Origin of the sequence: Sphaerisporangium rufum (genome assembly GCF_016863395.1) — a bacterium.
Taxonomy (GTDB): Bacteria; Actinomycetota; Actinomycetes; order Streptosporangiales; family Streptosporangiaceae; genus Sphaerisporangium; species Sphaerisporangium rufum.
Window position 1 is genome coordinate 115411 of sequence record NZ_BOOU01000041.1, and the last position, 25735, is coordinate 141145.

At 73.3% G+C, this 25735-nt stretch carries 22 protein-coding genes; 11 read left to right on the plus strand and 11 right to left on the minus strand.

Annotation, left to right across the window (positions count from 1 at the left end; translation table 11 throughout):
* Window positions 1-117 precede the first annotated feature (117 nt).
* The gene (locus Sru01_RS14085; RefSeq protein WP_203984852.1) at window positions 118-2301 is read right to left on the minus strand and encodes a transglycosylase domain-containing protein; all 2184 of its coding nucleotides are present in this window, start codon (window positions 2299-2301) and stop codon (window positions 118-120) included.
* Between the two features lie 233 nt (window positions 2302-2534).
* Window positions 2535-3014: an Lrp/AsnC family transcriptional regulator gene (locus tag Sru01_RS14090; RefSeq protein ID WP_203984900.1), complete on the minus strand. Its 480-nt coding sequence runs from the start codon at window positions 3012-3014 to the stop codon at window positions 2535-2537.
* Between the two features lie 102 nt (window positions 3015-3116).
* On the opposite strand from Sru01_RS14090, the gene hppD reads away from it, so the two are divergent.
* The 3 genes from hppD (at window position 3117) to Sru01_RS14105 (ending at window position 7751) form a co-directional block, all read left to right on the plus strand.
* Entirely contained in the window at window positions 3117-4217 is a 1101-nt protein-coding gene (gene hppD / locus Sru01_RS14095; RefSeq protein ID WP_203984853.1) for a 4-hydroxyphenylpyruvate dioxygenase, read from the plus strand.
* A gap of 250 nt (window positions 4218-4467) precedes the next feature.
* On the plus strand, window positions 4468-5910 hold the full coding sequence (locus Sru01_RS14100) for a M1 family metallopeptidase (RefSeq protein WP_203984855.1): 1443 nt from the start codon (window positions 4468-4470) through the stop codon (window positions 5908-5910).
* Between the two features lie 167 nt (window positions 5911-6077).
* Window positions 6078-7751, plus strand: a complete 1674-nt coding sequence (locus Sru01_RS14105; protein WP_203984857.1) for an FAD-dependent monooxygenase — start codon at window positions 6078-6080, stop codon at window positions 7749-7751.
* Window positions 7752-7823: 72 nt separating this feature from the next.
* On the opposite strand, the gene ilvA is transcribed toward Sru01_RS14105, so the two are convergent.
* From ilvA to Sru01_RS14130, 5 genes are all read right to left on the minus strand, one after another.
* Window positions 7824-9038 (minus strand): threonine ammonia-lyase, encoded by a 1215-nt coding sequence (ilvA, locus tag Sru01_RS14110; RefSeq protein WP_203984859.1) that lies wholly within the window; start codon window positions 9036-9038, stop codon window positions 7824-7826.
* Window positions 9039-9110: 72 nt separating this feature from the next.
* On the minus strand, window positions 9111-9800 hold the full coding sequence (locus Sru01_RS14115; RefSeq protein ID WP_203984861.1) for a hypothetical protein: 690 nt from the start codon (window positions 9798-9800) through the stop codon (window positions 9111-9113).
* A gap of 25 nt (window positions 9801-9825) precedes the next feature.
* Window positions 9826-10398 carry an RNA polymerase sigma factor gene (locus Sru01_RS14120; protein WP_239137407.1) on the minus strand — a complete coding sequence of 191 codons (573 nt, stop codon included), beginning with the start codon at window positions 10396-10398 and terminating at the stop codon, window positions 9826-9828.
* A gap of 62 nt (window positions 10399-10460) precedes the next feature.
* The gene (locus Sru01_RS14125; protein ID WP_239137408.1) at window positions 10461-11474 is read right to left on the minus strand and encodes an ROK family protein; all 1014 of its coding nucleotides are present in this window, start codon (window positions 11472-11474) and stop codon (window positions 10461-10463) included.
* Window positions 11471-12670, minus strand: coding sequence for an FIST signal transduction protein (locus tag Sru01_RS14130; RefSeq protein ID WP_239137409.1), 1200 nt, complete (start codon window positions 12668-12670; stop codon window positions 11471-11473). The genes Sru01_RS14125 and Sru01_RS14130 overlap by 4 nt, the downstream gene beginning before the upstream one ends.
* Window positions 12671-12841: 171 nt before the next feature.
* Between Sru01_RS14130 and Sru01_RS14135 the strand changes: the two genes are divergently transcribed.
* The 4 genes from Sru01_RS14135 (at window position 12842) to Sru01_RS14150 (ending at window position 17287) form a co-directional block, all read left to right on the plus strand.
* The gene (locus Sru01_RS14135; RefSeq protein ID WP_203984865.1) at window positions 12842-14302 is read left to right on the plus strand and encodes a sigma 54-interacting transcriptional regulator; all 1461 of its coding nucleotides are present in this window, start codon (window positions 12842-12844) and stop codon (window positions 14300-14302) included.
* A gap of 184 nt (window positions 14303-14486) precedes the next feature.
* Window positions 14487-16436 carry a vWA domain-containing protein gene (locus Sru01_RS14140; protein WP_203984867.1) on the plus strand — a complete coding sequence of 650 codons (1950 nt, stop codon included), beginning with the start codon at window positions 14487-14489 and terminating at the stop codon, window positions 16434-16436.
* A 188-nt stretch (window positions 16437-16624) separates the two neighbouring features.
* Complete coding sequence (locus tag Sru01_RS14145) at window positions 16625-16771, plus strand: hypothetical protein (RefSeq protein WP_203984869.1); 147 nt, start codon at window positions 16625-16627, stop codon at window positions 16769-16771.
* 78 nt (window positions 16772-16849) lie between these two features.
* The gene (locus Sru01_RS14150) at window positions 16850-17287 is read left to right on the plus strand and encodes a hypothetical protein (RefSeq protein ID WP_203984871.1); all 438 of its coding nucleotides are present in this window, start codon (window positions 16850-16852) and stop codon (window positions 17285-17287) included.
* Window positions 17288-17323: 36 nt separating this feature from the next.
* Here Sru01_RS14150 and Sru01_RS14155 read toward each other — a convergent pair whose 3' ends face one another.
* Both Sru01_RS14155 and Sru01_RS14160 read right to left on the minus strand, forming a co-directional pair.
* The gene (locus tag Sru01_RS14155; protein WP_203984872.1) at window positions 17324-18469 is read right to left on the minus strand and encodes a cystathionine gamma-synthase; all 1146 of its coding nucleotides are present in this window, start codon (window positions 18467-18469) and stop codon (window positions 17324-17326) included.
* A complete protein-coding gene (locus Sru01_RS14160; protein ID WP_203984873.1) occupies window positions 18466-18633 on the minus strand; it encodes a hypothetical protein in 168 nt (55 codons plus the stop codon). Before Sru01_RS14160 ends, Sru01_RS14155 begins: the two co-directional genes overlap by 4 nt.
* 132 nt (window positions 18634-18765) lie before the next feature.
* On the opposite strand from Sru01_RS14160, the gene Sru01_RS14165 reads away from it, so the two are divergent.
* Window positions 18766-19917: a sensor histidine kinase gene (locus Sru01_RS14165; RefSeq protein WP_203984874.1), complete on the plus strand. Its 1152-nt coding sequence runs from the start codon at window positions 18766-18768 to the stop codon at window positions 19915-19917.
* 7 nt (window positions 19918-19924) lie between these two features.
* Here the strand turns inward: Sru01_RS14165 and Sru01_RS14170 are convergent, their stop codons facing one another.
* The gene (locus Sru01_RS14170; RefSeq protein WP_203984875.1) at window positions 19925-21304 is read right to left on the minus strand and encodes a cystathionine beta-synthase; all 1380 of its coding nucleotides are present in this window, start codon (window positions 21302-21304) and stop codon (window positions 19925-19927) included.
* A 209-nt stretch (window positions 21305-21513) separates the two neighbouring features.
* Between Sru01_RS14170 and Sru01_RS14175 the strand changes: the two genes are divergently transcribed.
* From Sru01_RS14175 to Sru01_RS14185, 3 genes are read left to right on the plus strand one after another with little or no spacing between them, the layout of a single operon-like run.
* Window positions 21514-22530 (plus strand): SGNH/GDSL hydrolase family protein, encoded by a 1017-nt coding sequence (locus tag Sru01_RS14175; RefSeq protein ID WP_239137410.1) that lies wholly within the window; start codon window positions 21514-21516, stop codon window positions 22528-22530.
* A 48-nt stretch (window positions 22531-22578) separates the two neighbouring features.
* Window positions 22579-23937, plus strand: coding sequence for an outer membrane protein assembly factor BamB family protein (locus Sru01_RS14180; RefSeq protein ID WP_203984876.1), 1359 nt, complete (start codon window positions 22579-22581; stop codon window positions 23935-23937).
* 52 nt (window positions 23938-23989) lie between these two features.
* Window positions 23990-25210, plus strand: coding sequence for an acetyl-CoA C-acetyltransferase (locus Sru01_RS14185; RefSeq protein ID WP_203984877.1), 1221 nt, complete (start codon window positions 23990-23992; stop codon window positions 25208-25210).
* A gap of 4 nt (window positions 25211-25214) precedes the next feature.
* Here the strand turns inward: Sru01_RS14185 and Sru01_RS14190 are convergent, their stop codons facing one another.
* On the minus strand, window positions 25215-25625 hold the full coding sequence (locus tag Sru01_RS14190; protein WP_203984879.1) for a PPOX class F420-dependent oxidoreductase: 411 nt from the start codon (window positions 25623-25625) through the stop codon (window positions 25215-25217).
* Between the last annotated feature and the right edge of the window lie 110 nt (window positions 25626-25735).

The following is a 25735-nucleotide window of genomic DNA, read 5'->3' on the forward strand; positions in this document are numbered from 1 at the left end:
TACCAGGGCCGGACGCCCGTTCTCGGCGCCACGGGTCCCTGGTGCCGTGAACGGAAAGGCGGCCGGGCACCGGGCCCGGCGAAGGCGCTGAGCCGGCACAGGTCTCCGGTCACAGCACTAGCGGCGGACGGGCCGTACGTCGGCGGGGGGCGGGCCGCCCGGGCCGCCCGGGCCGCCCGACGGGTCGGGGATCTGGCCGTCCGGCGGCGGGCCGGTGTCGGTGGGCGGCGGCGGCTCGGTGCCCGGCGGCGGGGAGCCCGGACCGCCGTCCGGCGGGACGGGGGTGTTCCCGCCGCCGCCCTGACCGTCGCCGTTCCCGCCGTTCGGGCCGCCCTGGCCGTTCCCGCCCCAGCCGTCGCCCCAGCCGCCCTGGCCGTCGCCGTTCCCGCCGTTCGGGCCGCCCCAGCCGTCGTACCAGCCGCGGTTGGGGTCGTAGGAGGACGGGCCGGGGAAGTCCTCGACCGGCCGGCCGTCCATCGCCTCGGCCATGAACGCCCGCCACACCTGCGCGGGCAGCGAGCCGCCGTACAGGGCGCCGTAGCCGGGGACGCTGACGGTCTTGTTGTCGTCGCGGAACATGTCGACCGCGGTGGCGAGCTGCGGGGTGAACCCGACGAACCATACCGAGCCGGAAGAGTCGCTGGTGCCGGTCTTGCCGGCCACCGGCCGGTCGGCCAGCCGGGCGGCGCGGCCGGTGCCACCCTCCACCACCTGCTGCATGGCGTAGGTGGCGTCGCCGGCGGTCTGCTCGCTGAACGCCCGCTCGGCGGGAGAGGTGAACTTCCGGGTCCGGCCGTCGCCGTCGGTCACCGAGCGGATGACGTGCGGATCGCGGTGCACGCCTCCGGCGGCGAAGGTGGCGAACCCCGACGCCTGCTGGACCGCGCTCACCGAGGCGGTGCCGAGCGGGAAGGTGGGGAAGTCCTTCTGCCGGGCGATCTGGCCGGCCGGGATGCCCGCCGCCTCGGCGGTCTCGGCCACCTTGGCCAGCCCGACCCGCTGCCCGAGATCGACGAAGGCGGTGTTCACCGAGTTGCGCGTCGCCTCCACCAGGTCGATGGACGAGCCGTAGGAGGTGTTGCCGGAGTTCTGGATCGCCTTCTTCGCCGAGGCGATCCGCATCGGCGAGTTCCCGTTGACCCGGGTGTTCAGGTCCAGGCCGTCCTCCAGGGCCGCGGCCAGCGTGTACGGCTTGAACGTCGAGCCGGCCTGCACCTTGGCCGAGAACGCGTTGTCGTACTGGTTGGCCTGGTAGTCCTTGCCGCCGTAGAAGGCGACGACCTCGCCGGACCGCGGGTCGATCGCCGCCAGGCCGGTGCGCACCTTGCCGGACGTGCCGTCGGGCAGGGTGTCGCGTACCGCGTTCTCGGCGGCGGCCATCAGGCTCTTGCTGAACGTCGTGGTGATCTTGAGTCCGCGCTGGTGGATGTCCTCGTCGGTGTAGCCGCGCCGGTTGAGCTCGTCGCGCACCTGGGCCAGGGCGTAGCCCTTCTGGCCGTTGAGCGCCAGCGGGTTCTTCATCTTGGCCAGCTCGGGGAAGTTCATGGCCGCCGCGTCGGCCGGGGTGACCGCGCCGGTGCGCACCATGCCCTGGACGACCGTGCGCCACCTGGCCTGGGCGGCGTCCAGGTCGGCGCCCTTGGGGTCGGCGAACCGGGACGGCTGCTGGATGACGGCGGCGAGATACGCCCCCTCGGCCGGGCTGAGCTTCTGCACGTCCTTCCCGAAATACGCCTGGGCGGCGGCTTGGACACCGTAGGCGCCGCGGCCGAAATAGATCGTGTTGAGATATTGCTCCAGCACCCAGGATTTCGGCTTGGACTGATCGACCTTGATGGCGATCATGATTTCCTTGAGCTTGCGGGTGACCGAGCGTTCCTGGCTGAGCCCGCTGTAATAATTGCGCACCAGTTGCTGGGTGATCGTGGAACCGCCCTGGATCTGCGCGCCGGTCACCGTGGACCACATGGCCCGCGCGGTACCCGGCAGCGAAACGCCCTGATCCTGGTAAAAAGTGCGGTTCTCGATGGCGATAACGGCGTCGCGCACCCCGGCCGGCACCTTCTCCAGCGGGACGGTCTTGCGGTTGACCCCCACCCTGGCCAGCACGGACTTGCCGTCCCGGTAGTACACCACCGACCCCTCGGCGGTCGCGAGCTTCTGCGTGGTGTCCGGAATCGGGGTCATCGCCCAGACGGCCGCGACCATCCCGGCCAGCGCCAGCAGAGCGATGCCTCCGGCGATCAGGAATCGGTGGAGAAGACGGCGCCTCGGGCGGCGCTCCTTCCCGGCGTCCCGCACGGTTCAACCCCCGATCTACTGCCCGGGTCCAACCCCCTGCCCAGGCGGATCGTCCACACTAAACGATAGATACCGATGCTCGGCCCCGTCGAGTGCCCGGCCGGCGGACCGGCCCTGTCGCCCCCGGAATTCCCAATGAAACGTATGGGAAACCGCGCCGGGTTCCCGGTTTTCGTGGCCGCCAGGTCGGCCGTATTCCAGATTTCCGGCGATTCCCGGCACGGCGTCACCGCTCAGCCGGGCCGGCGCCGGGCCACCTCGGCGACCAGCGGCAGCATCCGGTACGCCACCGGCGTGTCGAGGGCGATCACCGAGGAGGTGCGCACCACCCCCTCCACCTCCACGATCAGGTCGATGACCCGCTGGAGGTCGGCGTTGCTGCGCGCGACCACCCGGCACAGCATGTCGTCGCCGCCGGTGATGGTGTGCACCTCCAGCACCTCCGGGATGGCCGCCAGCAGGCTCGCCACCGGGTCGTGTCCGCTGACCTGCCGGATCTGCAGCGTGACGAACGCGGTGACGTGGTAGCCGAGCGCTCCGGGGGACAGGTCGGGGCCGAACCCGGTCACCACGCCCCCGGCCACCAGGCGGTCCAGCCGGGCCTGCACGGTGCCGCGGGCCACCCCCAGACGCCGGGAGGCCTCCAGGATGCCCACCCGCGGTTCGGCGGCCAGCAGGGCGATGAGGCGCGCGTCCAGATCATCGATCGTCATGGTGTACAGAAATACCCCGGTCACCGGCTTCACACTGAACAATCTGCCCAGCGATCCACCAGACACTTGCGCATATAGGACACATCGCCACAGAGTGGCGTCATGAGCGACGTATTTCCGGTGAACGGCATGGACTCGGTCGTCTTCGCGGTGGGCAACGCCAAGCAGGCGGCGCACTACTACTCCTCCGCCTTCGGCATGCGACTCGTCGCCTACAAGGGCCCGGAGACCGGCAGCCGGGACGAGGTGGCCTACGTGCTCACCTCCGGCGGCGCCCGGTTCGAGCTGCGCGGCCCGGTACGGGCGGGCACCGACATCGCCCGGCACGTCGCCGAGCACGGCGACGGCGTCATCGACCTCGCGCTGGACGTCCCGGACGTCGAGGCCGCCTACGCCCACGCGGTCGCCGCCGGCGCCCGCGGGCTGGCCGAGCCGCACGTCGTGGAAGACGACCACGGCAAGGTCGTGACCGCCGCGCTGGCGACCTACGGCGAGACCCGGCACACCCTGGTCGACCGGTCCAACTACAGCGGCCCCTACCTGCCGGGGTACGTGGCCGCCGAGCCGATCGTCGCCCCGCCGGCCAAGCGGTTCTTCCAGGCCGTCGACCACTGCGTCGGCAACGTCGAACTCGGCCGGATGGACGAGTGGGTGGAGTTCTACCAGCGGGTCATGGGCTTCACGAACATGGCCGAGTTCATCGGCGACGACATCGCCACCGAATACTCCGCGCTCATGTCCAAGGTGGTCGCCAACGGCACCCGCAAGGTCAAGTTCCCGCTGAACGAGCCGGCGGTCAGCCGCAAGAAGTCGCAGATCGACGAGTACCTGGAGTTCTACGGCGGCCCGGGCGTCCAGCACATCGCGCTGGCCACCAACGACATCGTCCGCACCGTGCGGGAGATGCGGGCGGCCGGCGTGGAGTTCCTCGACACCCCCGACTCCTACTACGACGACCCGGCACTGCGCGCCCGTATCGGCGAGGTGCGCGTCCCGGTCGAGGACCTCAAGCGGGACCGCATCCTGGTCGACCGCGACGAGGACGGCTACCTGCTGCAGATCTTCACCAAGCCGGTGCAGGACCGGCCCACGGTGTTCTTCGAGTTCATCGAGCGGCACGGCTCGCTGGGCTTCGGCAAGGGCAACTTCAAGGCGCTGTTCGAGGCCATCGAGCGCGAGCAGGCCCGGCGCGGCAACCTCTAGCGCCCACCGCTCGCCCCACCGGCCCGCCGCCGCCCGGTACCCCCCCTCCCGGGCGGCGGTGCGGCGCCGGCCGCGCGCCGTTCATCCCGCCCGGCGGCGGGGCCCGGCGGCTCCGGGACGGCGGCCGGTCGCCGGTCGGGTCCGCCCGGCCGGCTCGCCCGGGAAAGTAGCCGGCTTTGCCCGACAAAGCTGCCGCGACCTTTGTGGTAGATGCCGGATGACCAGGCATTTCTCACGTAGGCTGCTCCGCATGCAGCTCACCCGCCCCGTGCGGCCGGCGACCGCCGTACTGCTCGCCACGGTGCTCGCCACGGTGCCCGGCCTGGCCACCGCCTGCTCGGCGTCCGACGGCGCCACCGCCCCGAGCGCGCCGCCCGCACGCGCCCAGGAGGGCGGCCTGCCGGGTGCGGACGGCATCGGCGACCCCGACTTCCCCACCGACGGCAACGGTGGCTACGACGTCGGTCACTACGCGCTCAAGCTGTCCTACGACCCGGCCGCCACCCGGCTGTCCGGCACCGCCAGGGTGACCGCCACCGCGACCCAGGCGCTCTCCCGGTTCAACCTCGACCTGCACGGATTCACCGTACGGTCGGTCACCGTGGACGGCCGGGCGGCGGGCCACTCCCGCGCGGACGACGAGCTGGTGGTGACCCCGGCGCAGCCCCTCGCCAAAGGGGCCCGGTTCGAGGTCGCCATCGACTACGCCGGCCGCCCCGAGCCGGTGCGCAACTCCTCCAACCTGGGCACCTACGGCTTCATCCCCACCAAGGACGGCGCGTTCGTCACCGCCGAGCCGAACGGCGCGCGCACCTGGTTCCCGTCCAACGACCACCCGGCCGACAAGGCGACGTTCGACTTCGACGTCACCGTGCCGGCCGGCCTGACCGTGATCGCCAACGGCGAGCTGCGCGGCCGGCCGGTCACCACCGGCGGGCGGACCACGTTCTCCTGGCGGGAGACCCACCCCATGGTCACCTACCTGGCCACGATCACCATGGGCCGGTTCGAGGTGCGCACCGGCCGCAGCCCCGGCGGCCTGCCGGTCTACGCGGCCACCGACCCCCGGTACCGCGAGCACCTGGACTTCCTCTACCGCACCTCGGCGAAGGTCACCGACTACTGGTCCACGGTCTTCGGGAACTACCCGTTCTCCTCCACCGGCGGGGTGATCGACGACTTCTCCGCCGGCTACGCCCTGGAGAACCAGACCAAGCCGATGTACGGCGGCTTCCAGCCGGACGAGAGCATCATCGCCCACGAACTCGCCCACCAGTGGTTCGGCGACAGCGTCAGCATCACCCGGTGGAAGGACCTCTGGCTCAACGAGGGCTTCGCCACCTACGCCGAGTGGCTGTGGTCGGAGCACAACGGCGGCACCACCGCCGCCCGCTCCTTCCAGGACTACTACGGCTCCGAACAGGCGGCGCTGTGGAAGTACCCGCCCGGCGTGGCCAGACCGGACGACCTGTTCAACGCCTCGGTGTACGTGCGCGGGGCCATGACGCTGCACGTGCTGCGCGGCCGGATCGGCGACGACACCTTCTTCCGGCTGCTGCGCGCCTGGACCGGCGAGCACCGGTACGGCAACGCCACCACCGAACAGTTCATCGCGCTGGCCGAGAAGATGTCCGGCAAGCAGCTGGACGATCTGTTCGACGCCTGGCTCTACCAGCCCCGCCGGCCCAGCTAGCCGGCGCGCTTCGCGCGCGGGTCCGGGAGGGGTGGCGGTGGGGGAACGGCTTGCTGTCGCGGACGGGGAGGCTTGACGCGGGTTTCGCGACATATCTTGATTTTGAGGTGGGACGCGACATATCGTGTGCGGCGAAGCAGACGCGATATGTCGTGATTGGAGCGGGCATGTACGACGAGCGGGTTCCGGTGCTGGTGGTGGGGGGCGGGTACGCGGGGCTGTCGGCGGCGCTGCTGCTGGCCTGGCGGGGCGTAGGGGTCATGGTGGTGGAGCGGCATCCGAGCACGTCGGTCCAGCCCAAGGCGTTCGGCGTCAACCAGCGCGCGATGGAGATGCTGCGGGTCGTCCCCGGCGTGGAGGACGACCTGATGGAGATCTCCCGCGGCATCGCCGACGACATGCGCATCGCGATCGCCGGCACCCTCACCGACCCGAACCCGCGCATGATCGTGGAGAGCGAGGACCAGTTCGCCTTCGTCCGCGAGATCACCCCGGTCGCCGGCGCGGGGCTTCCGCAGTCGAAGGTCGAGCGGGTGCTGCGGGCGCACGCCGAGGCGCACGGCGCGGACCTGAGGTTCGCCACCGAGCTGGTCTCCTTCGAGCAGGACGCCGGCGGCGTCACCGTGGTCGTCCGCGACCGGGGCAGCGGCGAGACCAGTACCGTACGGGCCGGCTACCTGATCGGCGCCGACGGGCATCGCAGCCCGGTCCGCGTGGCCGCCGGCATCCCGGTCGAGGGGTTCGGCGAGCTGGGGATGAGCCGCTCCATCCTGTTCGAGGCGGATCTGTCATCGGTGGTGGACGAGCGGGTGGTCACCCTCTGGTACCTGCAGAACCCGGACTTCGACGGGGCCTTCATCACCGGAACCGGCGTCGGCGTCCACGTCATGACGGTCAGCTTCGACCCGGCCCGCGGCCAGAGCGAGGCGGACTTCACCGAGGAGCGCTGCGTCGAGCTGGTCCGCATCGGCACCGGCATCCCGGACCTGGTCGTCAAGATCGTCGACCAGAACACCTGGGCCTTCGCGCACGCGGTCGCCACCCGGTTCTCCGCCGGCCGGGTCTTCCTGGCCGGGGACGCAGCGCACACCATGCCGCCGACCGGCGGACAGGGCGGCAGCACCGCGCTCCAGGACGGCTGCGACCTGGCCTGGCGGCTGGCCCTGGTGATCTCCGGGCAGGCCGGTCCGGGGTTCCTCGACGCCTACGACGCCGAACGCCGGCCGGTGGGCAAGATGACCGCGGACGGCCAGCTCGGCAACATGGCCGTGCGCATGCCGCCCACCCGGCGGGCCGGCCTGCCCGAGGCGCCGGCCGACCCGTTCGCGATCATCCTCGGCTGCCGGTACCACTCCGGCGCCGTGCTCGCCGAGCCGGGGGACGACGGCTCGCTCACCGAGGACCCGCGCCATCTCAGCGGCCGGCCCGGCGGCCGGGCCCCGCACTTCGCCGTCGTCCGCGCCCCTGCGGCCGGCGCCGCCCCGGGTGCCGCAGGGGCGCGCCCGGAAGGCGGCGCGGGGACGGAGGGCCGGGAGATCTCCGTCATCGACCTGTTCGGCCGCGGCTTCGTGCTGCTCACCGGCCCGGGCGCGGACGGGGACGCCTGGACCGCCGCCGCGGATTCGGCCGCCGGCGGGCTCGGCGTCGAGCTGGCCGCCTACCGGGTGGGCCGCGACCTGGAGCCGGTCACCGGCGGCTGGACCGCCCGGTACGGCATCACCGGGTCCGGCGCGGTGCTGGTGCGCCCGGACGGGTACGTCGCCTGGCGGTCCCCCACCGCCGTGCCCGACCCGGAGACCACGGTGCGCGACGTCCTGGCCGCCGTCCTGGCCCGCGGCTGACCGCGGGACACCACCGGCCGGCGGCACCACCGAAGACCGTCGGGCGCGGCGGAACGTGCGCCGGGGCCCGGGTCAGCTGAAGATGAGCTTGTAGCCGTACCGCCGCAGGCCGGACAGCACCTCGTCGCAGTGCACCGGGCCCTTGGTCTCCACGTGCATCAGCACCTCGGCCTCGTCCAGGTGCAGGCGGGGGCTCATCCGCTCGTGCCCGACGTCCAGCACGTTGGCGCCCAGCTCGGCCACCCGGCCGAGCAGGGTGGCCAGCGCGCCGGGGCGGTCGGGCAGGTGGATGCGGAAGGCGAGGTAGCGCCCGGCGACCGACAGGCCGTGCCGCAGCACCTTGGACAGCAGCAGCGGGTCGATGTTGCCGCCGGACAGCACCGCGACCACCGGCGGCTCGAAGGCGTGCGGCCAGTCCAGCAGCGCGGCCACCCCGGCCACTCCGGCCGGCTCGACCACCTGCTTGCCGCGCTCCAGGCACAGCAGCAGCGCCCGGGAGAGGGTCTCCTCCGACACGGTGACCACGCTGTCCACCAGGTAGTGCACCATCTCGAAGGTGATGTCGCCCGGCCGGCCGACCGCGATGCCGTCCGCCATGGTGGACACCGGCTCCACCATCATCGGACGGCCCGCGGCCAGCGAGGCGGGGTAGGCGGCGGCCCGCTCGGCCTGCACGCCGACGACGCGCACCCCCGGGCGCATCGACTTCACCGCCAGGGCCACCCCGGCGGCCAGGCCGCCGCCGCCGACCGCCAGGGTGATCGTGCCGACCTCGGGGAGCTGGTCGAGGATCTCCAGGCCCAGGGTGCCCTGGCCGGCGACCACGTCGGGGTGGTCGAAGGGGTGGATGAACACCGCGCCGGTCTCCTCGGCGTGCTCCTTGGCCGCCGCGAGCGCGTGGTCGACGGTGGTGCCGGCGAAGATCACGTCGGCGCCGTACCCGCGGGTGGCCTCGACCTTGGGCAGCGGCGCGCCCTGCGGCATGAACACCGTGGCCTTGCAGCCGAGCAACTCCGAGGCCAGCGCCACCCCCTGGGCGTGGTTCCCGGCGCTGGCCGCGACCACGCCGCGGCCCCGCTCCTCGTCGGTGAGCCGGGCGATCCGCACGTAGGCGCCGCGGACCTTGAACGATCCGGCCCGCTGCACGTTCTCGCACTTCAGGTAGACCGGACCGCCGATCAGTTCCGACAGCACGCGCGAGTGCAGCAGCGGCGTGCGGACGGTGACGCCGGCCAGCAGGTCACGGGCGGCGACCACGTCCTCGTAGGTCACCTCGGGTTGTGCCATGTCCGTAGTGTCCCACTAGCGGCCATTGCAGACCTTCGCCCGGTGTGCTCATTCAGGGCCCGGTCCGGTAGATCAGCTCCCCGGCGGCGGGGTGGCGTCCCCGATGTCGAACGCGCCGGGGTCGTCGACGGGCACGCACGGCGGGACCTGCCCGGTCGCCACGCCGTAGGAGAACTGCCAGACGACCCCCGGCTTCTCGACGGTCGGCGTCTCGGTGTTCTCCATCAGCACCACCACGACGGTCTGCCCAGGCTCGATGCGCGACGGGCGGAAGGTCACGCCGCCGTGGCCGGTCCCGACCGGCGCGGTCGCGTCCGCCCGCCTGATCGCGGCCCGCACCCGTCGCTGCACCGCCGGGTCCTTGCTCTCCAGATCCTCCTCGGGGATGTCCACCGTGCTGCCGGGCGCCCGCGTGTAGCGCGGCTCCTGGCAGGCGCGTCCCAGCGGCAGGTAGGTGATGTCGGCCCGCACCCCGGCGGCGGCCAGCTCCCGCTCCGCCCCCTCCGGGTCCCGGAGCTCTTTGATCTTCAGGAAGACGGTGCCGTCCGGCTGCTTCGTCACCGCGTACGCGGGCGCCGGCGACGTCACGGTCAGCGGGACGATCACGGCCGCCGCGGCGGCGACACCGAGCACCCCGGCACCGGCGAGCACCCGGCGGTGGATCCGGCGGCCCGCGGCCACTTGCACCGGCGCCTGCCCGGCCCGGGCGGCGATGTCCGCCTTGAGCTCGTCCAGCAGCTTGTCATGGAACGTGCGGTTCATCGGTTTTCCTTTCGAGATTCACGATCTACTGGACGGCGTCCATCGCCGGCGCGGGCGTGACGCCGGGGACGCGCCGGAGGGTGTGCCGGGCGCGGTGCAGCCGGACCCGCGCGGTGCCCTGGCGGATGCCCAGCGCCGCGGCGGCCTCCGGGACGGTGAGCTGGTCCACCGCCACCAGTTCCAGCACGGCGCGCTCGCCCTCCGGCAGCTCGGCCAGCGCGGCGAGCGCCCGCCGGGCGGCATCCTCGGCGTCGATCCGCTCCTCCAGCCGGGCCACGTCGTCGGCGTCCAGCAGCCGGCGGCCGGCGATCCGGCCGGTGGCCCGCAGCTCGCGGGCCGCCCGCCGCCACTCGCCGAGCACCGTGTTGCGCGCCACGCCGTACAGCCAGGCGGTCTCGCCGCCGAGCTTCGGGCGGTAGGTGTGGCAGGAATCGAGCACGGCCAGGAACACCTCGGCGACCAGGTCGGCCACCTGGTGCGGGTCACCGGTCCGGCGGGCCACGAACCTGGTCACCGCCTCGAAGTGCCGCCGGTAGAAGTCCTCGAACGCCTCGGGGTCGGTGGCGAGCCCGGCCAGTCCCCCCTGTTTCAGCGGCACCGGCCCGGCTCCCCTCGTCGTTTTCGTCTCACACGACTGCTTGGACGAAGGCCGGCGAACCGTTACAGATCCCGCCCGGTCGCGGTCCAGTAGCGGTCGGCGGCCAGGACGAGGGCGGCGGCGCCGATCAGCCCGGCGTCCTGGCCGAGCGCGGCCGGCACCACGCGCAGCCGGCGGGCGAAGTCCATCCGGGCATGGTCGGCGAGCGCCGCGCGCAGCGGGCCGAACAGCAGGTCGCCGGCCTGGGACAGCCCGCCGCCGATCGTCACCACGTCCAGGTCGCACAGGTGGGTGGCCGAGGCGATGGCGACGCCGAGCGCGCGGCCGGCCCGGGCGAACGCGGCCCGGGCGATCTCGTCTCCGGCCGCGGCGTCCGCCGCGAGCCGCCGGCCGGTCGCCGCGTCGGCCTCGGCGTACCGGCCGGGCGGCGGCCCGCCGGCGCCCGGCGTCCAGCCCTGTTCCAGCGCCCAGCCGGCGAGCCCGGGGCCGCGGGCCACCGCCTCCAGGCAGCCGTGCCCGCCGCAGCCGCAGGGCGGCCCGCCGGGCTCCACCACCATGTGCCCGATGTGCCCGGCGTTGCCGGTGCCGCCGTCCACCAGCCGGCCGCCGAGGATCAGGCCGCCGCCCACCCCGGTGGAGACCACCATGCCGAGCATGTGGGCGCTGCCCCGGCCGGCGCCGCGCCAGTGCTCGGCCACCGCCAGGCAGACGGCGTCGTTGTGCACCCGTACCGGGACGCCCGGGCACAGCCCGGCCAGCCGCTCGCGCAGCGGGAAGTCCCGCCAGCCGGGCATGTTGAGCGGGGAGACCACGCCCGCCGGCCACGCCATCGGGCCGCCGCAGCCGGCGCCGACCCCGGCCGGCGCCACGCCGCCGCCCCGGCCCAGCACCCGGGCGACCAGGGCGGCCAGCGCGGTCCAGATCTCCTCGGCGCCGCCGCCCGGCGGGGTGGCGGTCCACTCGGCGGCGCCGACCCGGCCGGCCGGGGTGACCAGCGCGGCGGCGAGCTTGGTGCCGCCGACGTCCACCGCCAGCACCGGGCCATCGGGCAGGCCGGGCGGGGTACCGTCCGTCACGCGCGCCGGAAGGGGCCGTCCGGCGGCGCACCGGCGAAGGCGAGGATCGCGGCGGAGAACCCGTGCACGTGGTTGTGCCCGGCGACCGGGCCGACCTCGCCGGCCGCGAAGAACCCGGCCATGCCGATCGGCCCGAGGGTGTCCTGCAGCGCGAGCGCGTCGTGGTCGGAGCTGCCGAACATCGCCGCGCCCCGGCCGTTGCAGGAGAACAGCAGCGCCCCGTCCACCTGCCCGCGTTCCTCGGCGTGCGCGTCGAGCAGGGCGTACAGATCCTCATCGGCGGCGGCGGCGTCGCGAACCTGGAAGCGCACGCTCTGCCCGACGTCCAGCACGTCGCCCACCGCGACCGCCTCACGCTCGGGGTCGATGCCGAGGATGCCGCGGATCAGGAAGTCACCACGCTCGTGGATCTCGGCGTACTCGTCCATGGCGATGCCGATCTGCAGCCCGGAGGCGACCAGCTCGCGCTCGGACTCGTCCAGGCCGCTGACGATGTCCTCCAGCCGGGCGAGGGCGGGCTGCCCGGCGAGCTCCAGCAGCAGGTTGTCCTCCGCGCGGGTGACGACCATGGTCGGGCCGATCGGCCGGCAGCCCTGGCTGACCACGGTGCCGACGTTGATCGGCCCGTTCAGCACGAAGCCGACCGCGCCCTCGGAGTACATCTCGCCCTGGGCGAACAGCCGGACCGACCCCTGGCCGCGCATCCCGTTGGCCAGCCCGCCGACCAGCGGCAGGTCGCCGAGCACCTCCCGGGAGTGCTCGACGAACGCGTCGGCCGGGAAGGAGTACGGATCGGCCAGCAGCACCGCCACCCGGTCCTCCGGCTCGCGGTCCGGCAGCCCGATGACCACGAACCGGTCGGAGGTGCGCAGGGTCTCCAGCGCGAACGCGGTGGCCCGGCCGGCGCCGAAGCTCGCCGCCCAGGCGCTGACCGCGGAGGACAGCTCCACGCCGCGGCCGTCGCCGATCACGCCGGTGGCGCTGCAGCCGATCACCTGGGCGCCGGGGGCCATGCGCATGGCGCGCAGCCCGGCCTCGGCCACCTCGTCGGGGTCCTCGCCGCAGATGAAGAAGCACACCAGGTCGGCGGGGCCGGACAGGCCGGCCAGGGCCTGGCGTACGGCGGCCTCGGCGGCGGCCACCAGATCGGTGCCCACCGCCAGGCCGTCCGCGAACCGGCTGGTCAGCACGGCCACCCGCCCCACCTCCCCATTTGCCAGGTGTAGCAGCATTTCATCGGTTCGCCCCTCTTGGCCGAATTCTCCCCACTACTGGAGTTACAACGCCCCCGTAGCGTCACGCAATGGTCAAGATCCGAAATTTGTATTGGCTGCCACATCCATCCCTCGCCACGTAGTCTCGGTTCTGTGCATGAATCGCCCACATCGCGAAGTGAGACGCCGCAAGCCCGTACCCTCCGGGACCTCCGCAAGATTGGACACATCCACCGCACGGTCAAGGCGGAGATCCGCGAGAACCTGCTCGACAGGCTACGCGGGGGGACGCCGAGATTCCCGGGCATCGTCGGATTCGACGAGACCGTGCTGCCGCACCTGGAGCGGGCGCTGCTGGCCGGCCACGACCTGGTGCTGCTGGGCGAGCGCGGGCAGGGCAAGACCCGGCTCATCCGCACGATCACCGGCCTGCTGGACGAGTGGACCCCGGTGGTCGAGGGCTGCGAGATCAACGATCATCCCTACGCCCCGGCCTGCGTGCGCTGCCGCCGGCTCGCCGCCGAGCTGGGCGACGACCTGCCGGTCGCCTGGCGGCACCGGGAGGACCGGTACGGCGAGAAGCTCGCCACCCCCGACACCTCCGTCGGCGACCTGATCGGTGACGTGGACCCGATCAAGATCGCCGAAGGCCGCACGCTGGGCGACCCGGAGACCGTCCACTACGGGCTGGTCCCCCGGACCAACCGGGGTGTCTTCTCGGTCAACGAGCTGCCCGACCTGGCCGAACGCATCCAGGTGTCGCTGCTGAACGTGCTGGAGGAGCGGGACGTGCAGGTGCGCGGCTACAGCCTGCGCCTGCCGCTGGACCTGCTGCTCATCGCCAGCGCCAACCCCGAGGACTACACCAACCGGGGCCGGATCATCACCCCGCTGAAGGACCGGTTCGGCGCCGAGATCCGCACCCACTACCCGCTCACCCTGGACGACGAGCTCGGCCTGATCCGCCAGGAGGCGGAGCTCTCCTGGGGCGGCCGGGACTCCGGCGCCGGGACCGGCGCGCTGAGCGCCGACCTGCCCGAGCACATCATCGAGATCATCGCGCGGTTCACCCGGCTGGTCCGGGAGTCCACCGCGGTCGACTCGCGCTCGGGCGTGTCGGCCCGCTTCGCCATCGCCGCGGCCGAGACCGCCGCCGCCTCGGCGGTGCGGCGCGCGGCGATCACCGGTGAGGAGCGTCCGGTCACCCGGGTCTGCGACCTGCCGTCGATGGTGCCGACGCTGCGCGGCAAGGTCGAGTTCGAGGTGAGCGAGGAGGGCCGCGAGGTCGAGGTGCTGGCCCACCTGCTGCGGCGGGCCGTCGCGGAGACCTTCCGCGGCACGCTCGGCGGCATGGACCTGTCCCCGCTGCTGGACAAGTTCTCCGAGGGCGCCCGGATCGAGTCGGGCGAGCTGACCACCGCGGCCGAGCTGCTGCACCGGATCGGCCAGGTGAACGGCCTGTCGAAGATCATGTCAGCGGTCGGCATGGGCGAGGGCGAGGAGTCCCCCGGGCACGCCGCCGCCGCGCTGGAGTTCGCCCTGGAAGGTCTCTACCTGCTGCGGCGGCTGTCCAAGGACGAGGTCGACGGCGGCGGCGCCGTCTACCGCACCTGACCGGCCCGCCGCGCGCCCGCCGCGGCCGGCCGGAGACCGCACGGCGGTCCCCGGGAGGCCGCCCGGTGGTCGCACGGCGGCCGGGTGGCGGGCATGCCGGTGGCCGCGGGCGGGTGCTCGCGGCCGGGCGGCGCGATCCCCGGCACCGCGCCGGGCACGATGTCGACACTGGGGGCGAAGGATCATGAGCGGATACCGATACGGCGAGTACCACGACGGCCCCGATCCCCTCGCGCCGCCGTACGACGTCCGCGCCGCGCTGGACGAGATGGGCGACGCGATCCTGTCCGGCACCAGCCCGGCGGACTCGCTGCGCGAGCTGCTGCGCCGGGGCCTGCCCGGCGCGCCGGACCGCCGCGGGCTGGAGGAGCTCCTGCGCGAGGTGCGCCGCCGCCGGCGCGAGCTGCGCCGGCGCGGCGAGCTGTCCGGCACGCTGGACCGGGCCCGCGCCCTGCTGGACAAGGCCATCGGCGAGGAGCGGGCCGAGCTGTTCCCCGACCCCTCCGACGACGCGCGGCTGCGCGAGGCCGAGCTCGACGCGGTGCCGCCGGACGCCGCGAGCGCGGTGCGCCGGCTCGGCTCGTACGAATGGCGCTCGGCAGCGGCCCGCCGGACGTTCGAGGAACTGCGCGACCTGCTGCGCCGGGAGGTGCTGGACAGCCGGTTCCGCGGCATGCGCGACGCGCTGCGCGATCCGGACCCGGCGGCGATGGCCCGGGTACGGCAGATGATGTCGGATCTGAACGAGATGCTCGATCGGGACGCGCGGGGCGAGCATACTCAAAATGATTTCCAGGAATTCATGGCGAAATACCAGGATTTCTTTCCGGAGAATCCGCGCGACCTGGCGGAGCTGGTCGACGCGCTGGCCCGCCGGGCCGCGGCCGCGCAGCGCATGCTCGCCTCGATGACGCCCGAGCAGCGCGCCGAACTGCAGGCCCTGGTGGAGCAGACCCTGGCGGACGCCGGGCTCGCCGAGCAGATGGCCCGGCTCGGGCAGGCCCTGCGGGACCGCCGCCCCGACCTCGGCTGGGACGGTAGCGAGCAGATGGGCGGCGAGGGCTCGCTCGGCATGGGCGACGCGGTCAACGCGCTGGAGGAGCTCGCCGACCTGGACGACCTGGAGACGGCGCTGCGCCAGGACTACCCCGGCGCCCGGCTGGACGACATCGACGAGGAGGCCGTCCGCCGCGCGCTCGGCCGCTCGGCGGTGGACGATCTGGCCGCGCTGCGCCGGATCGAGCGCGAGCTGGAGGAGCAAGGCTACCTGCGGCGGCGCCGCGGGAAGCTGGAACTCACCCCCAAGGCGGTGCGGCGGCTCGGCGAGACGGCGCTGCGGCGGGTCTTCGACTCGCTGGCGACCGGCCGGCGCGGCGACCACGAGCAGCACGACGCGGGTGCCGCCGGCGAGCTGACCGGGTCCTCCCGGCCGTGGCGCTTCGGCGACGAGCAGCCCCTCGACGTGGTGCGCACGGTGGTCAACGGGGTGCGGCGCGGCGGCGCCGGCGGCCGGGTGCGGCTGGCGGTGGACGACTTCGAGGTCGCCGAGACCGAGCGCCGCACCGCGGCGGCGGTCTGCCTGCTGGTGGACCTGTCGTACTCCATGGCGCTGCGCGGCACCTGGGCCCCCGCCAAGCAGACCGCGCTGGCCCTGCAGTCGCTGGTCGCGTCCCGGTTCCCCGGTGACGCGGTGCAGATCATCGGGTTCTCCAACTACGCGCGGGTGCTGCAGGCCGAGGAGCTGGCCGGGCTGGAGTGGGACATGGTCCAGGGCACCAACCTGCACCACGCCCTGCTGATCGCCGGCCGCCACCTGGACCGGCACCCCGACTTCGAGCCGGTGGTGCTGGTGGTCACCGACGGCGAGCCGACCGCGCACCTGCGGCGCGACGGCCGCTACGCGTTCGAGTGGCCGCCCTCCGCCGAGACGCTGGAGCTGACGATGGCCGAGGTGGACAAGATGACCCGCCGGCGCGCGACGCTCAACGTGTTCATGCTGGCCACCGACGAGCGGTTGCAGGACTTCGTGGCCGAGGTGGCCCGGCGCAACGGGGGCCGGGTCTTCTCGCCGAGCGCCGACCGGCTGGGCGAGTACGTGGTCAGCGACTTCCTGCGGTCCCGCCGCGCCCGCTGACCGGCAGGACTGAAAATCATTCTCGCGGGGTATGCGCCATCTGGGAGAATTGCCGGATAAGCGGAATACGGTGTTTCCTATCGGTGACCATTAATCACTTGCCGATTGATATGCAATCTCCGACGATATTCCTAAGGAATGACGTACCGAGTCCCGCCCGCCCGGCCCGGCCACGGAAGGAGAGTGCCATGATCGCGGCGATCGCTCTCCTGCTCGTCATGGTCGTCACCGTCACCATGTTCGAGCTGGCGGTGAACAACCGGCCGCGCCGCCCGAAGGTCACCGTCGCCGACGAGCCGGCCGTCCCGCCGGCGCCGGAGATGCCCACCCCGTGACGGCGGGCCGCGCGAAAATTCGCGCGGCCCGCCGCCCCGCCGTTTCGCGGGCGATCAGCGAGACGATAGCCTCGCCGCATGTCGTTCCTCGACAAGCTCCTGCTCTGGCTGCACATCGCCTTCGCGATCTTCGCGATCGGCCCGGTGACGGCCGTGACCTCCTTCACCCCCCGCTACATCCGGGCCCGCGACGTCGGCGTGCTGCGGTTCCTGCACCGGTCCACCCGGATCTTCGGCGTGCTGACGCTCGCCGTCTTCCTGTTCGGCCTGGCGCTGGGCGGCGGCAACCTCGGCCTGCCCTACCTGTCGATCTCGATGACGCTGTTCGTCGTCGGCGCGGTGCTGCTGGTGGTGATCGAGCGCGACCAGAGCACCGCCGTCCGGGTGCTGTCCAACGAGGTCCCCGAGGACGACGCCAAGGTGCAGACCGGCCGCATCGCCACCCTGTCCGCCATCATGGGCCTGATCTGGCTGGTCATCCTGGTGCTCATGGTCTGGTTCAACCCGCCGTCCTGACCGGGCCGCGCGACCGCGCGGCCCGGTCGGCCGGTGCTAGGCGTCGCCGAGCGCCTGGGTGAGGTCGCCCAGCAGGTCGCCGACGCTCTCGATGCCGACCGACAGCCGCACCAGGTCGGCCGGCACCTCCAGCGGCGAGCCGGCGGCCGACGCGTGCGTCATGCGCCCGGGGTGCTCGATGAGCGACTCCACCCCGCCGAGCGACTCGCCGAGCGTGAACAGCCGCGCCCGGTCGCACACCCGCACCGCGGCCTCCTCGCCGCCGGTCACCCGGAACGACACCATGCCGCCGAACCGCCGCATCTGCTTGGCCGCGACCTCGTGGCCGGGGTGCGAGGACAGGCCGGGGTAGAGCACCTCGGTGACCCGCGGGTGCGCCAGCAGCAGGTCCACGACCTTCTCGGCGTTGTCGCAGTGCCGCTCCATCCGCAGCGCCAGGGTCTTGATGCCGCGCAGGGTGAGCCAGGCGTCGAACGGCCCGGCCACCGCGCCCATCGCGTTCTGGTGGTAGGTCAGCTCCTCCCCCAGCCCCCGGTCGCGGGCGACCAGCGCGCCGCCGACCACGTCGGAGTGGCCGCCGACGTACTTGGTAGTGGAGTGGACGACCACGTCCGCGCCCAGCGCCAGCGGCTGCTGCAGGTAGGGCGAGGCGAAGGTGTTGTCCACCACCAGCAGCGCGTCCGCCTGGCGGGCGATCTCGGCCAGGCCGGCGATGTCGGCGACGCCCAGCAGCGGGTTGGTGGGGGTCTCCACCCAGATCATCCGGGTGTCCGGGCGGACGGCCGCGCGCACCGCGGCGAGGTCGCCGAGCGGCACCGGGTCGAAGTGCAGCCCCCAGCGGGAGAGCACCTTGGCGAACAGCCGGTAGGTGCCGCCGTAGGCGTCACCGGGGATGATCACGTGGTCCCCGGGCTTGCACACCGCGCGCAGCAGCGTGTCCTCGGCGGCCAGACCGGACGCGAAGGCGAGCCCCCGGGTGCCGCCCTCGATGGCGGCCAGGCACTCCTCCAGCGCGGTCCGGGTCGGGTTGGCCGACCGGCTGTACTCGTATCCCGAGCGCAGTCCGCCCACGCCGTCCTGCTTGTAGGTGGACACGGCGTAGATAGGGGGCACCACCGCACCGGTCTGCGGATCGGCCTCCTGGCCTGCGTGTACGGCCAGAGTCTCGAAGCCTTCAATCATGTGCCCACGCTATCGCCCGGCCGCGGGCCGCCGGACCGGACCGGGCGCCGGTCGCCGTCGCCGTCGCCGCCGGTCATCCGGGACAGCAGCACCGGGTCGGCCAGCGCGCACAGCCCGATGGCCACGATGCCGACAATGAGCAGGACGATTCCGAAGATGGTCATGTCGATCCCTCCCACCGTCAGCATCACCCCGGGGCCGCCTCCGGCACCTCGCCTGAACGGCCTGCCGGGGGCTCGACGGCTCGGCCGAATGGCCGATCCGGTGGTCCTTCGTACGGATTACCCTCGATGTCCGTGAAGGACAGCGCCCGCATCGTGGGCTGGGTACGCAGGCTCAGCGAGATCGCCCTGGTCGGCTGGCTGCTGATCCTGCTGCTGACGGACACCGCGCAAGCGGTGTCGCGCGGCGCCGGGCAGATCCCGGTCCCGGTGCTCGGCGTCCTCGGCATCATGATCTACCTGCTCCGGGACCGGTACCGGGTCGCGGGGTTCTGCGTGCTGCTGGCCGCGTCCGCCGTGGTGTCCGCCGTGCACGGCGTGTTCGGCGGGATGGGCCTGCCGGGCTTCGCCGAGGCCGGCACCATCCTGCTGCTCACCGTCGGCGCGCTGCGCTGGGTGCGGCCGCTGCGCTCGGCGGTGCTGCTCGCGCTGATCGCCATGGCCGTCCTGGAAGTGTCGGTGTGGGTCCGCGGCGGAAACCAGGGCATGGCCATCGCCTACGGCTTCCTGTTCTTCGTCGCCTGGGCGACCGCGGCCGGCATCGGCGGCTACCTGCGCTACCTGCAGGAACGCCGCGAGCAGACGGTGAACGCGGTGCGCCGGGCCGAGCGCCTGGAGCTGGCCCGCGAGCTGCACGACCTGGTGGCCCACCACATCACCGGCATCGTGGTCCAGGCGCAGGCGGCGCGCACCGTCGCCGAGCACCGGCCCGAGGCGGTGGTGCCGTCGCTGGACGCGATCGCCGGCGCCGGCGGCGAGGCGCTGACCTCGATGCGGCGGCTGGTCGGCGTGCTGCGCGCCGAGGACGACGCCTCCCGGGTGCCGGGCGGCGCGCTGCGCGACCTGCGGGTGCTGGTCGAGCGGTTCGCCGCCGACGGCCCGGCGGTGACGTTCGACATCGCCCAGGGCGTCGACGACGCCACGCTGCCCCCCGGCGTGATCACCACCCTGCACCGGGTGCTGCAGGAGTCGCTCACCAACATCCGCCGGCACGCGCCGGGCGCCGGCTGGGTGCAGGCGGACCTGCGGCCCGCCGGCCGCGGGGTGCGACTGCTGGTGCGCAACCCGCGGTCGGGCGCCGACCCGCACGTTTCCCGCCTCGGCGGCGGGTTCGGGCTGGTCGGCATGGCCGAGCGGGTCACCGCGCTCGGCGGCGAGCTGACCGCCGGCCCCGCCGCCGACGGCGCCTGGCGGGTCGTCGCCTGGTTTCCGCTGGAGGCCGCCTGAGGGGCCGTTACGCGCTCGCGGCGCCGGCCAGGTAGGCCAGCAGGTCCTGGCGGGTGACCAGGCCCACCGGCTTGCCGTCGTCCAGCACGACCGAGGCGTCGGCCTTCTCCAGCGCCTCGATGGCCACCGCCACCGGCTCGCCCGCGCCGATCATGGGCAGCGGGGCGGACATGTGCTCGGCGATCGGGTCGTCACCGCGCACCCGGCCCCGGTAGAGCGCCTCCAGCAGATCGCGCTCCACGATCGAGCCCACCACCTCGGCCGCCATGACCGGCGGTTCCTCCTTCATCACCGGAAGCTGCGACACGCCGTACTCCCGCATGATCGCGATGGCGGTGTTCACCGACTCGTGCGGATGGGTGTGCACGAACTCCGGCAGCCCGGCGGACTTGCGGCCGAGCACGTCGCCGACCATCCCCTCCTCGCTGGAGGTGGTCAGGAAGCCGTAATCGGCCATCCACTCGTCGTTGAAGATCTTGGACAGGTAGCCGCGGCCACCGTCCGGCAGCAGCACCACCACGACCGCGTCCGGCCCGGCCTCGGCGGCGACCCGCAGCGCGGCGACCACGGCCATGCCGCACGAGCCGCCGACCAGCAGCGCCTCCTCGCGGGCCAGCCGGCGGGTCATCCCGAAGGAGTCCTTGTCGGAGACCGCGATGATGCGGTCGGCGACCGTGGTGTCGTAGGTGGCCGGCCAGATGTCCTCGCCGACGCCCTCCACCAGGTACGGCCGGCCCGACCCGCCGGAGTACACCGAGCCCTCCGGGTCGGCGCCGATGATCTGGACCCGCCCGCCGGACACCTCCTTGAGGTAGCGCCCGGTGCCGCTGATCGTGCCGCCGGTGCCCACCCCGGTGACGAAGTGGGTGACCCGGCCCTCGGTCTGCTCCCAGATCTCCGGGCCGGTGGAGTGGTAATGGCTCGCCGGGTTCTCCGGGTTGGCGTACTGGTCGGGCTTCCACGCGTTCGGGATCTCCCGGGCCAGCCGGTCGGAGACCGAGTAGTAGGACTCCGGGTGGTCCGGCGAGACGGCCGTGGGGCACACGACCACCTCGGCGCCGTAGGCGCGCAAAACCGAGATCTTGTCCTGGGCCACCTTGTCCGGGACGACGAACAGGCAGCGATAGCCGCGGTCCTGCGCCACGATGGCCAGACCCACCCCGGTGTTGCCGGACGTCGGTTCGACGATCGTGCCGCCCGGGCGCAGCGCCCCGGACCGCTCGGCGGCCTCCACCATCCGAAGCGCGATGCGGTCCTTCACCGACCCGCCGGGATTGAAATATTCCACCTTGGCCAGCACCTGGGCCGATACGCCGGCGGTGACCTTGCGCAGGCGGACCAGCGGGGTGTCGCCCATGAGCTCGATGAGCGAGTCGTGTACGCGCACCGGTATTGCACCTCATTTACCAAAGCCGTGTCGGCTTGACGAAGCCGGATCGCGGACAGGTCATCTGGTCTCCGGCGGGTTCAGTTCCTCACCGTACCGCCACCGCCACGCCCCGCCGGGACAGGTCCGCCGCCGGGCGGGCACGCGTTCCGGGCGCCGCGGCGTTCTACTGGAAGAGGGGGGTCGGCACGGTCCGGGGAAGGAGACCGGTGGACGTGTTGGAGACTCCGGCGGCCGCATGGACGGCCCGCCGCATCGCGACGGTGGTCGCGCTCGGGGGTGGCGGGGTCACGGCGCTCGGCGCGGCCGTGTACGGCCTGCTGCTGACCGAGGCCATGCTCGCGCGCCGGATCGTCGGCCGCCCGCACGGCATGGCCGGGCCCGCCGCCGACGGGCTGTACGGGGAGATCCCGCGTGGTCGCGCGGCCGGCGACCCGCCGATCCGCCTCGCCATGCTGGGCGACTCGACCTCGGTGGGGCTCGGCATGCGCGACCCCGAGACCACCCCCGCGGTGATCCTCGCCCGCGGGGTGGCCGCCGCCGCCGGGCGCCCGGTCCGGCTGGACGTCCTTGGCCGGTCCGGCGCGGCCTCGGCCGACCTGGCCGGGCAGGTCGAGCGGGCGTTGCGGGCGCGGCCGGACGTCGCGGTCGTCTTCGTCGGCGCCAACGACGTCACCACCCAGACCATGCCCGCCCAGGCGGTCCGCCACCTGCGGGAGGCGGTGCGCGCCCTGCGCGACTCCGGGGCCCAGGTCGTCGTCGGCACCTGCCCCGACCTCGGCACCGTCCGGCCCATCGCCCAGCCGCTGCGCTGGGTCACCCGGCAGTGGAGCCGCCAGCTCGCGGCGGCCCAGACGGTCGCCGTCCTGGAGGAGGGCGGGCGCTCGGTCGCGTTCGCCGACATCCTCGGTCCGGAATTCGCCACGAACCCCGACGAGATGTTCGGACCCGATCGATTCCACCCATCTGTGCGAGGCTACCAACAGGCCGCTCACGCAGTGCTACCTTCTGTATGCACCGCGTTGGGGTTGTGGCCCGAGCCCGCACCCGAGCGCGGCGAGGAATCCCCCTCGATTCAGCTCGCGGCGGCCATCGCCGCGGAGGAGCCCGGCACCGAGGTCACCGCGACCCGGGTCGCCGGCCGCGCGACCGGTCCCCACACCCGCTGGGCAGCCATCCTTCGCCGCCGGCCGGAGGCCGTGCATCGCGACGCCCGGCCACGGTGACCCTCCGCGCCGGGGCCGTCACTCTTCCCGCATTGGAGTGGTTCATCCGTGATCCGGCCCCTCGCGAAACCGGCCCTGGCCCTTGCCGGCGTCCTGGCCCTGGCCGGCTGCTCCGGCAGTACGGCCGCCACCGAGGCCGCGCCGCCCGCCTGGCACAACACCCGGCTCGTGGCGGTCAGCCGCGTCGCCGCGGCCGGCGGCGTGGCCGCCGTGACCTCGCTGCGGCCGGACGGCACGCTGCGCACCGCGGCGCTCGACCTGTCCACCGGCCGCGAGCTGTGGGACCGGCCGGCGACCATGGCCGGGCGGCTGCCCGGCATGGGGGTGCCGCCGCCCGCCGTCGTCACCACCTCCCCCGGCCAGGCGGTGGTCGCCGCGGTGGCCCCGGCCGCCGCCGGCGGCGCGTCCGGTGCCCGCAAGGCGGCGCTGGTCGCCGTGGACGCGCGCACCGGCCGGCAGCGGTGGACCCGGCCGGTCGGCTCCACCTTCGGACCCCAGCCCTGCGGCGCCTACCTCTGCATGACGGAGAACACCGCGCTCACCTCGGCCCGCATGGTGGTGCTCGACCCGCTGACCGGCGAGGTGCGCTGGCGGCTGCCCGGCATCGCCGAGGTGCAATGGTCCGACTCGGCCCGGGTCGTGGTGCTGCGGCTCGCCCGGCATCCGGTGCTGGCCGCGCTGGACCTGAAGACCGGCCGGCCCGCCTGGCGGCTGCCGGTGGAGAAGGCCCTCGGCCACGGCATCGACCTGTCCGGCGGCTGGGCGTTCGGCACCGCCGGGACGAACCTGGTCGGCTACATCGCCCCGTACACCAACCCCAAGCGCCGCACCACCTCCACCTTCGGGGTCTTCTCGGTGCGGCTGGCCGACGGGAAGGTCAACTGGCTGCGCCCGTCGGTGGTCCGCGTCTACCCGAGCGGCAACCCCGGCGTCGCGCCGATCGTCCGCCCGGTCGACCGGCGCGGGCAGTACGGCGGGTTCGCCCGGCTCGACCCGGTGTCCGGACGGGTGCTCGGCCAGATCACCGCGGACAAGGTGCCCGGCACCGGCTGGTGGCTGGCGTTCCCGGACGACCTGAACCAGCTCGGCTTCCTTAAGCCGTCCGCCCCCGGCGCCGCCTTCGACCTGGCGACCGCCCGGGCCACGCCGGTACAGGGCCGGCGCGGCTGGTCGTTCTGCACCACCGACCCCAAGCCGCTGCCGCTCGCCCACCTGCCGGCCGGCTTCTACTCGGTGGCCGCGCTCTGCGAGTTCGACCTGGCCACCGGCCGCCGGGTGCCCGGCGCGACCCCGCCGCCCACCTGGTTCACCGGCAGCCACGACGGCTGGCGCCTCTGGCGCGACGAGCGGGGCGCCCTGCACGCCGTCCACGACACCCAGGGCACCACCCCCGGCATGTACGGCTGATCGGCTTCGCACGTTACTCTGCAGTAACGGCCACGAACCACAGGAGTGCCACATGCCCGAGGCAGTCATCGTCGCGACCGCGCGTTCACCGATCGGCCGAGCCTTCAAGGGGTCGTTGAAGGACATCCGTCCCGACGACCTCACCGTCCAGATGATCAGGGCCGCGCTGGCCAAGGTGCCGCAGCTCGACCCGGCCGGCATCGACGACATCATGCTGGGCTGCGGCCTGCCCGGCGGCGAGCAGGGCTTCAACATGGCCCGCGTGGTGGCGGTGCTGCTCGGCCTGGACGGCGTGCCCGGCACCACGGTGACCCGCTACTGCTCCTCGTCGCTGCAGACCACCCGGATGGCCTTCCACGCGATCAAGGCCGGTGAGGGCGACGTGTTCGTCTCCGCCGGCGTCGAGTGCGTGTCCCGGTTCGCCAAGGGCAGCTCCGACTCGCTGCCCGACACGATGAACCCGCTGTTCGCGGCGGCCAAGGCCCGGACCGACGCGCGCGCGCAGGCCGGCGGCCCGGTGTGGGCGGACCCGCGCGCCGACGACCTGCTGCCGGACATCTACATCGCGATGGGCCAGACCGCGGAGAACGTGGCCGGCCTGCGCGGGGTGAGCCGGCGCGAGCAGGACGAGTTCGGGGTCCGCTCGCAGAACCTCGCCGAGAAGGCGCTGGCGAACGGGTTCTGGGAGAGCGACATCACCCCGGTCACGCTGCCGGACGGCACGGTGGTCGCCAAGGACGACGGCCCGCGCGCCGGCACCACCTACGAGGCGGTGTCGCAGCTCAAGCCGGTGTTCCGGCCGGACGGCACCGTGACCGCGGGGAACTGCTGCCCGCTGAACGACGGCGCCGCCGCGGTGGTCGTCATGAGCGACGTGATGGCCGCCCGGCTCGGCATCACCCCGCTGGCCCGGATCGTCGCCACCGGGGTCACCGGCCTGTCTCCGGAGATCATGGGCCTCGGCCCGGTCGAGGCGTCCCGCCAGGCGCTGACCCGGGCCGGGATGGCCATCTCCGACGTCGACCTGGTGGAGATCAACGAGGCGTTCGCCGCCCAGGTGATCCCGTCCTACCAGGAGCTCGGCATCGACCTGGACCGGCTGAACGTCAACGGCGGCGCCATCGCCGTCGGCCACCCGTTCGGCATGACCGGCGCCCGGATCACCTCCACCCTGATCAACGGTCTGCGTTTCCACGACCGGTCCATCGGGCTGGAGACGATGTGCGTCGGCGGCGGCCAGGGCATGGCCATGCTGCTGGAGCGGCTGAGCTAGCCGCTCAGCCGTGCACGTCGGGGCCGGCGCGGTTCAGGGTGATCCGCAGGATCACGCGCCGGTCCCGCTCCATCGCGGCGCGGTAGTCGTCCCAGTCCGGGTGCTCGCCGGAGATGTCGCGGTAGTACTCGACGAGCGGTTCCATGGCCTCGGGCAGCGACACGATCTCGGCGGTGCCCTCCACCTGTACCCAGTCGCCGAAGAACGCGTCGCTCATCACGCACAGCGCCACGCCGGGATCCGCGCGCAGGTTGCGGGTCTTGGCGGCGGTCTCCCGGGTGCTCACCACCACGTATCCGTCCGCGTCCACCCCCACGGTGACCGGTGACAGCTGCGGCCGTCCGTCCGCGTGCCGGGTGTACATCACGGCCCGGTGGTTCGCCCGGATGAACTCACGAGCTCGATCGAGATCCATCCCCCTATGATCAGGCATCTCGTGACCCGACCGCCCACCCACCCCCATGGCTCGACATCACCCCACCGGCCCGGCAAACCGTTCACCCGCAGCCGGCCCAGACCCGGTTC

Excerpts from the sequence above, each read along its gene's own strand:
- ilvA (WP_203984859.1), bottom strand. The coding sequence starts at position 9,038 with ATGGCACAACCCGAGGTGACCTACGAGGACGTGGTCGCCGCCCGTGAC.
- Sru01_RS14140 (WP_203984867.1), top strand. The coding sequence starts at position 14,487 with ATGAGCGGATACCGATACGGCGAGTACCACGACGGCCCCGATCCCCTC.
- Sru01_RS14155 (WP_203984872.1), bottom strand. The coding sequence starts at position 18,469 with ATGATTGAAGGCTTCGAGACTCTGGCCGTACACGCAGGCCAGGAGGCC.
- Sru01_RS14150 (WP_203984871.1), top strand. The coding sequence starts at position 16,850 with ATGTCGTTCCTCGACAAGCTCCTGCTCTGGCTGCACATCGCCTTCGCG.
- hppD (WP_203984853.1), top strand. The coding sequence starts at position 3,117 with ATGAGCGACGTATTTCCGGTGAACGGCATGGACTCGGTCGTCTTCGCG.
- Sru01_RS14145 (WP_203984869.1), top strand. The coding sequence starts at position 16,625 with ATGATCGCGGCGATCGCTCTCCTGCTCGTCATGGTCGTCACCGTCACC.
- Sru01_RS14185 (WP_203984877.1), top strand. The coding sequence starts at position 23,990 with ATGCCCGAGGCAGTCATCGTCGCGACCGCGCGTTCACCGATCGGCCGA.
- Sru01_RS14190 (WP_203984879.1), bottom strand. The coding sequence starts at position 25,625 with ATGGATCTCGATCGAGCTCGTGAGTTCATCCGGGCGAACCACCGGGCC.
- Sru01_RS14160 (WP_203984873.1), bottom strand. The coding sequence starts at position 18,633 with ATGACCATCTTCGGAATCGTCCTGCTCATTGTCGGCATCGTGGCCATC.
- Sru01_RS14115 (WP_203984861.1), bottom strand. The coding sequence starts at position 9,800 with ATGAACCGCACGTTCCATGACAAGCTGCTGGACGAGCTCAAGGCGGAC.
- Sru01_RS14090 (WP_203984900.1), bottom strand. The coding sequence starts at position 3,014 with ATGACGATCGATGATCTGGACGCGCGCCTCATCGCCCTGCTGGCCGCC.
- Sru01_RS14100 (WP_203984855.1), top strand. The coding sequence starts at position 4,468 with ATGCAGCTCACCCGCCCCGTGCGGCCGGCGACCGCCGTACTGCTCGCC.
- Sru01_RS14105 (WP_203984857.1), top strand. The coding sequence starts at position 6,078 with ATGTACGACGAGCGGGTTCCGGTGCTGGTGGTGGGGGGCGGGTACGCG.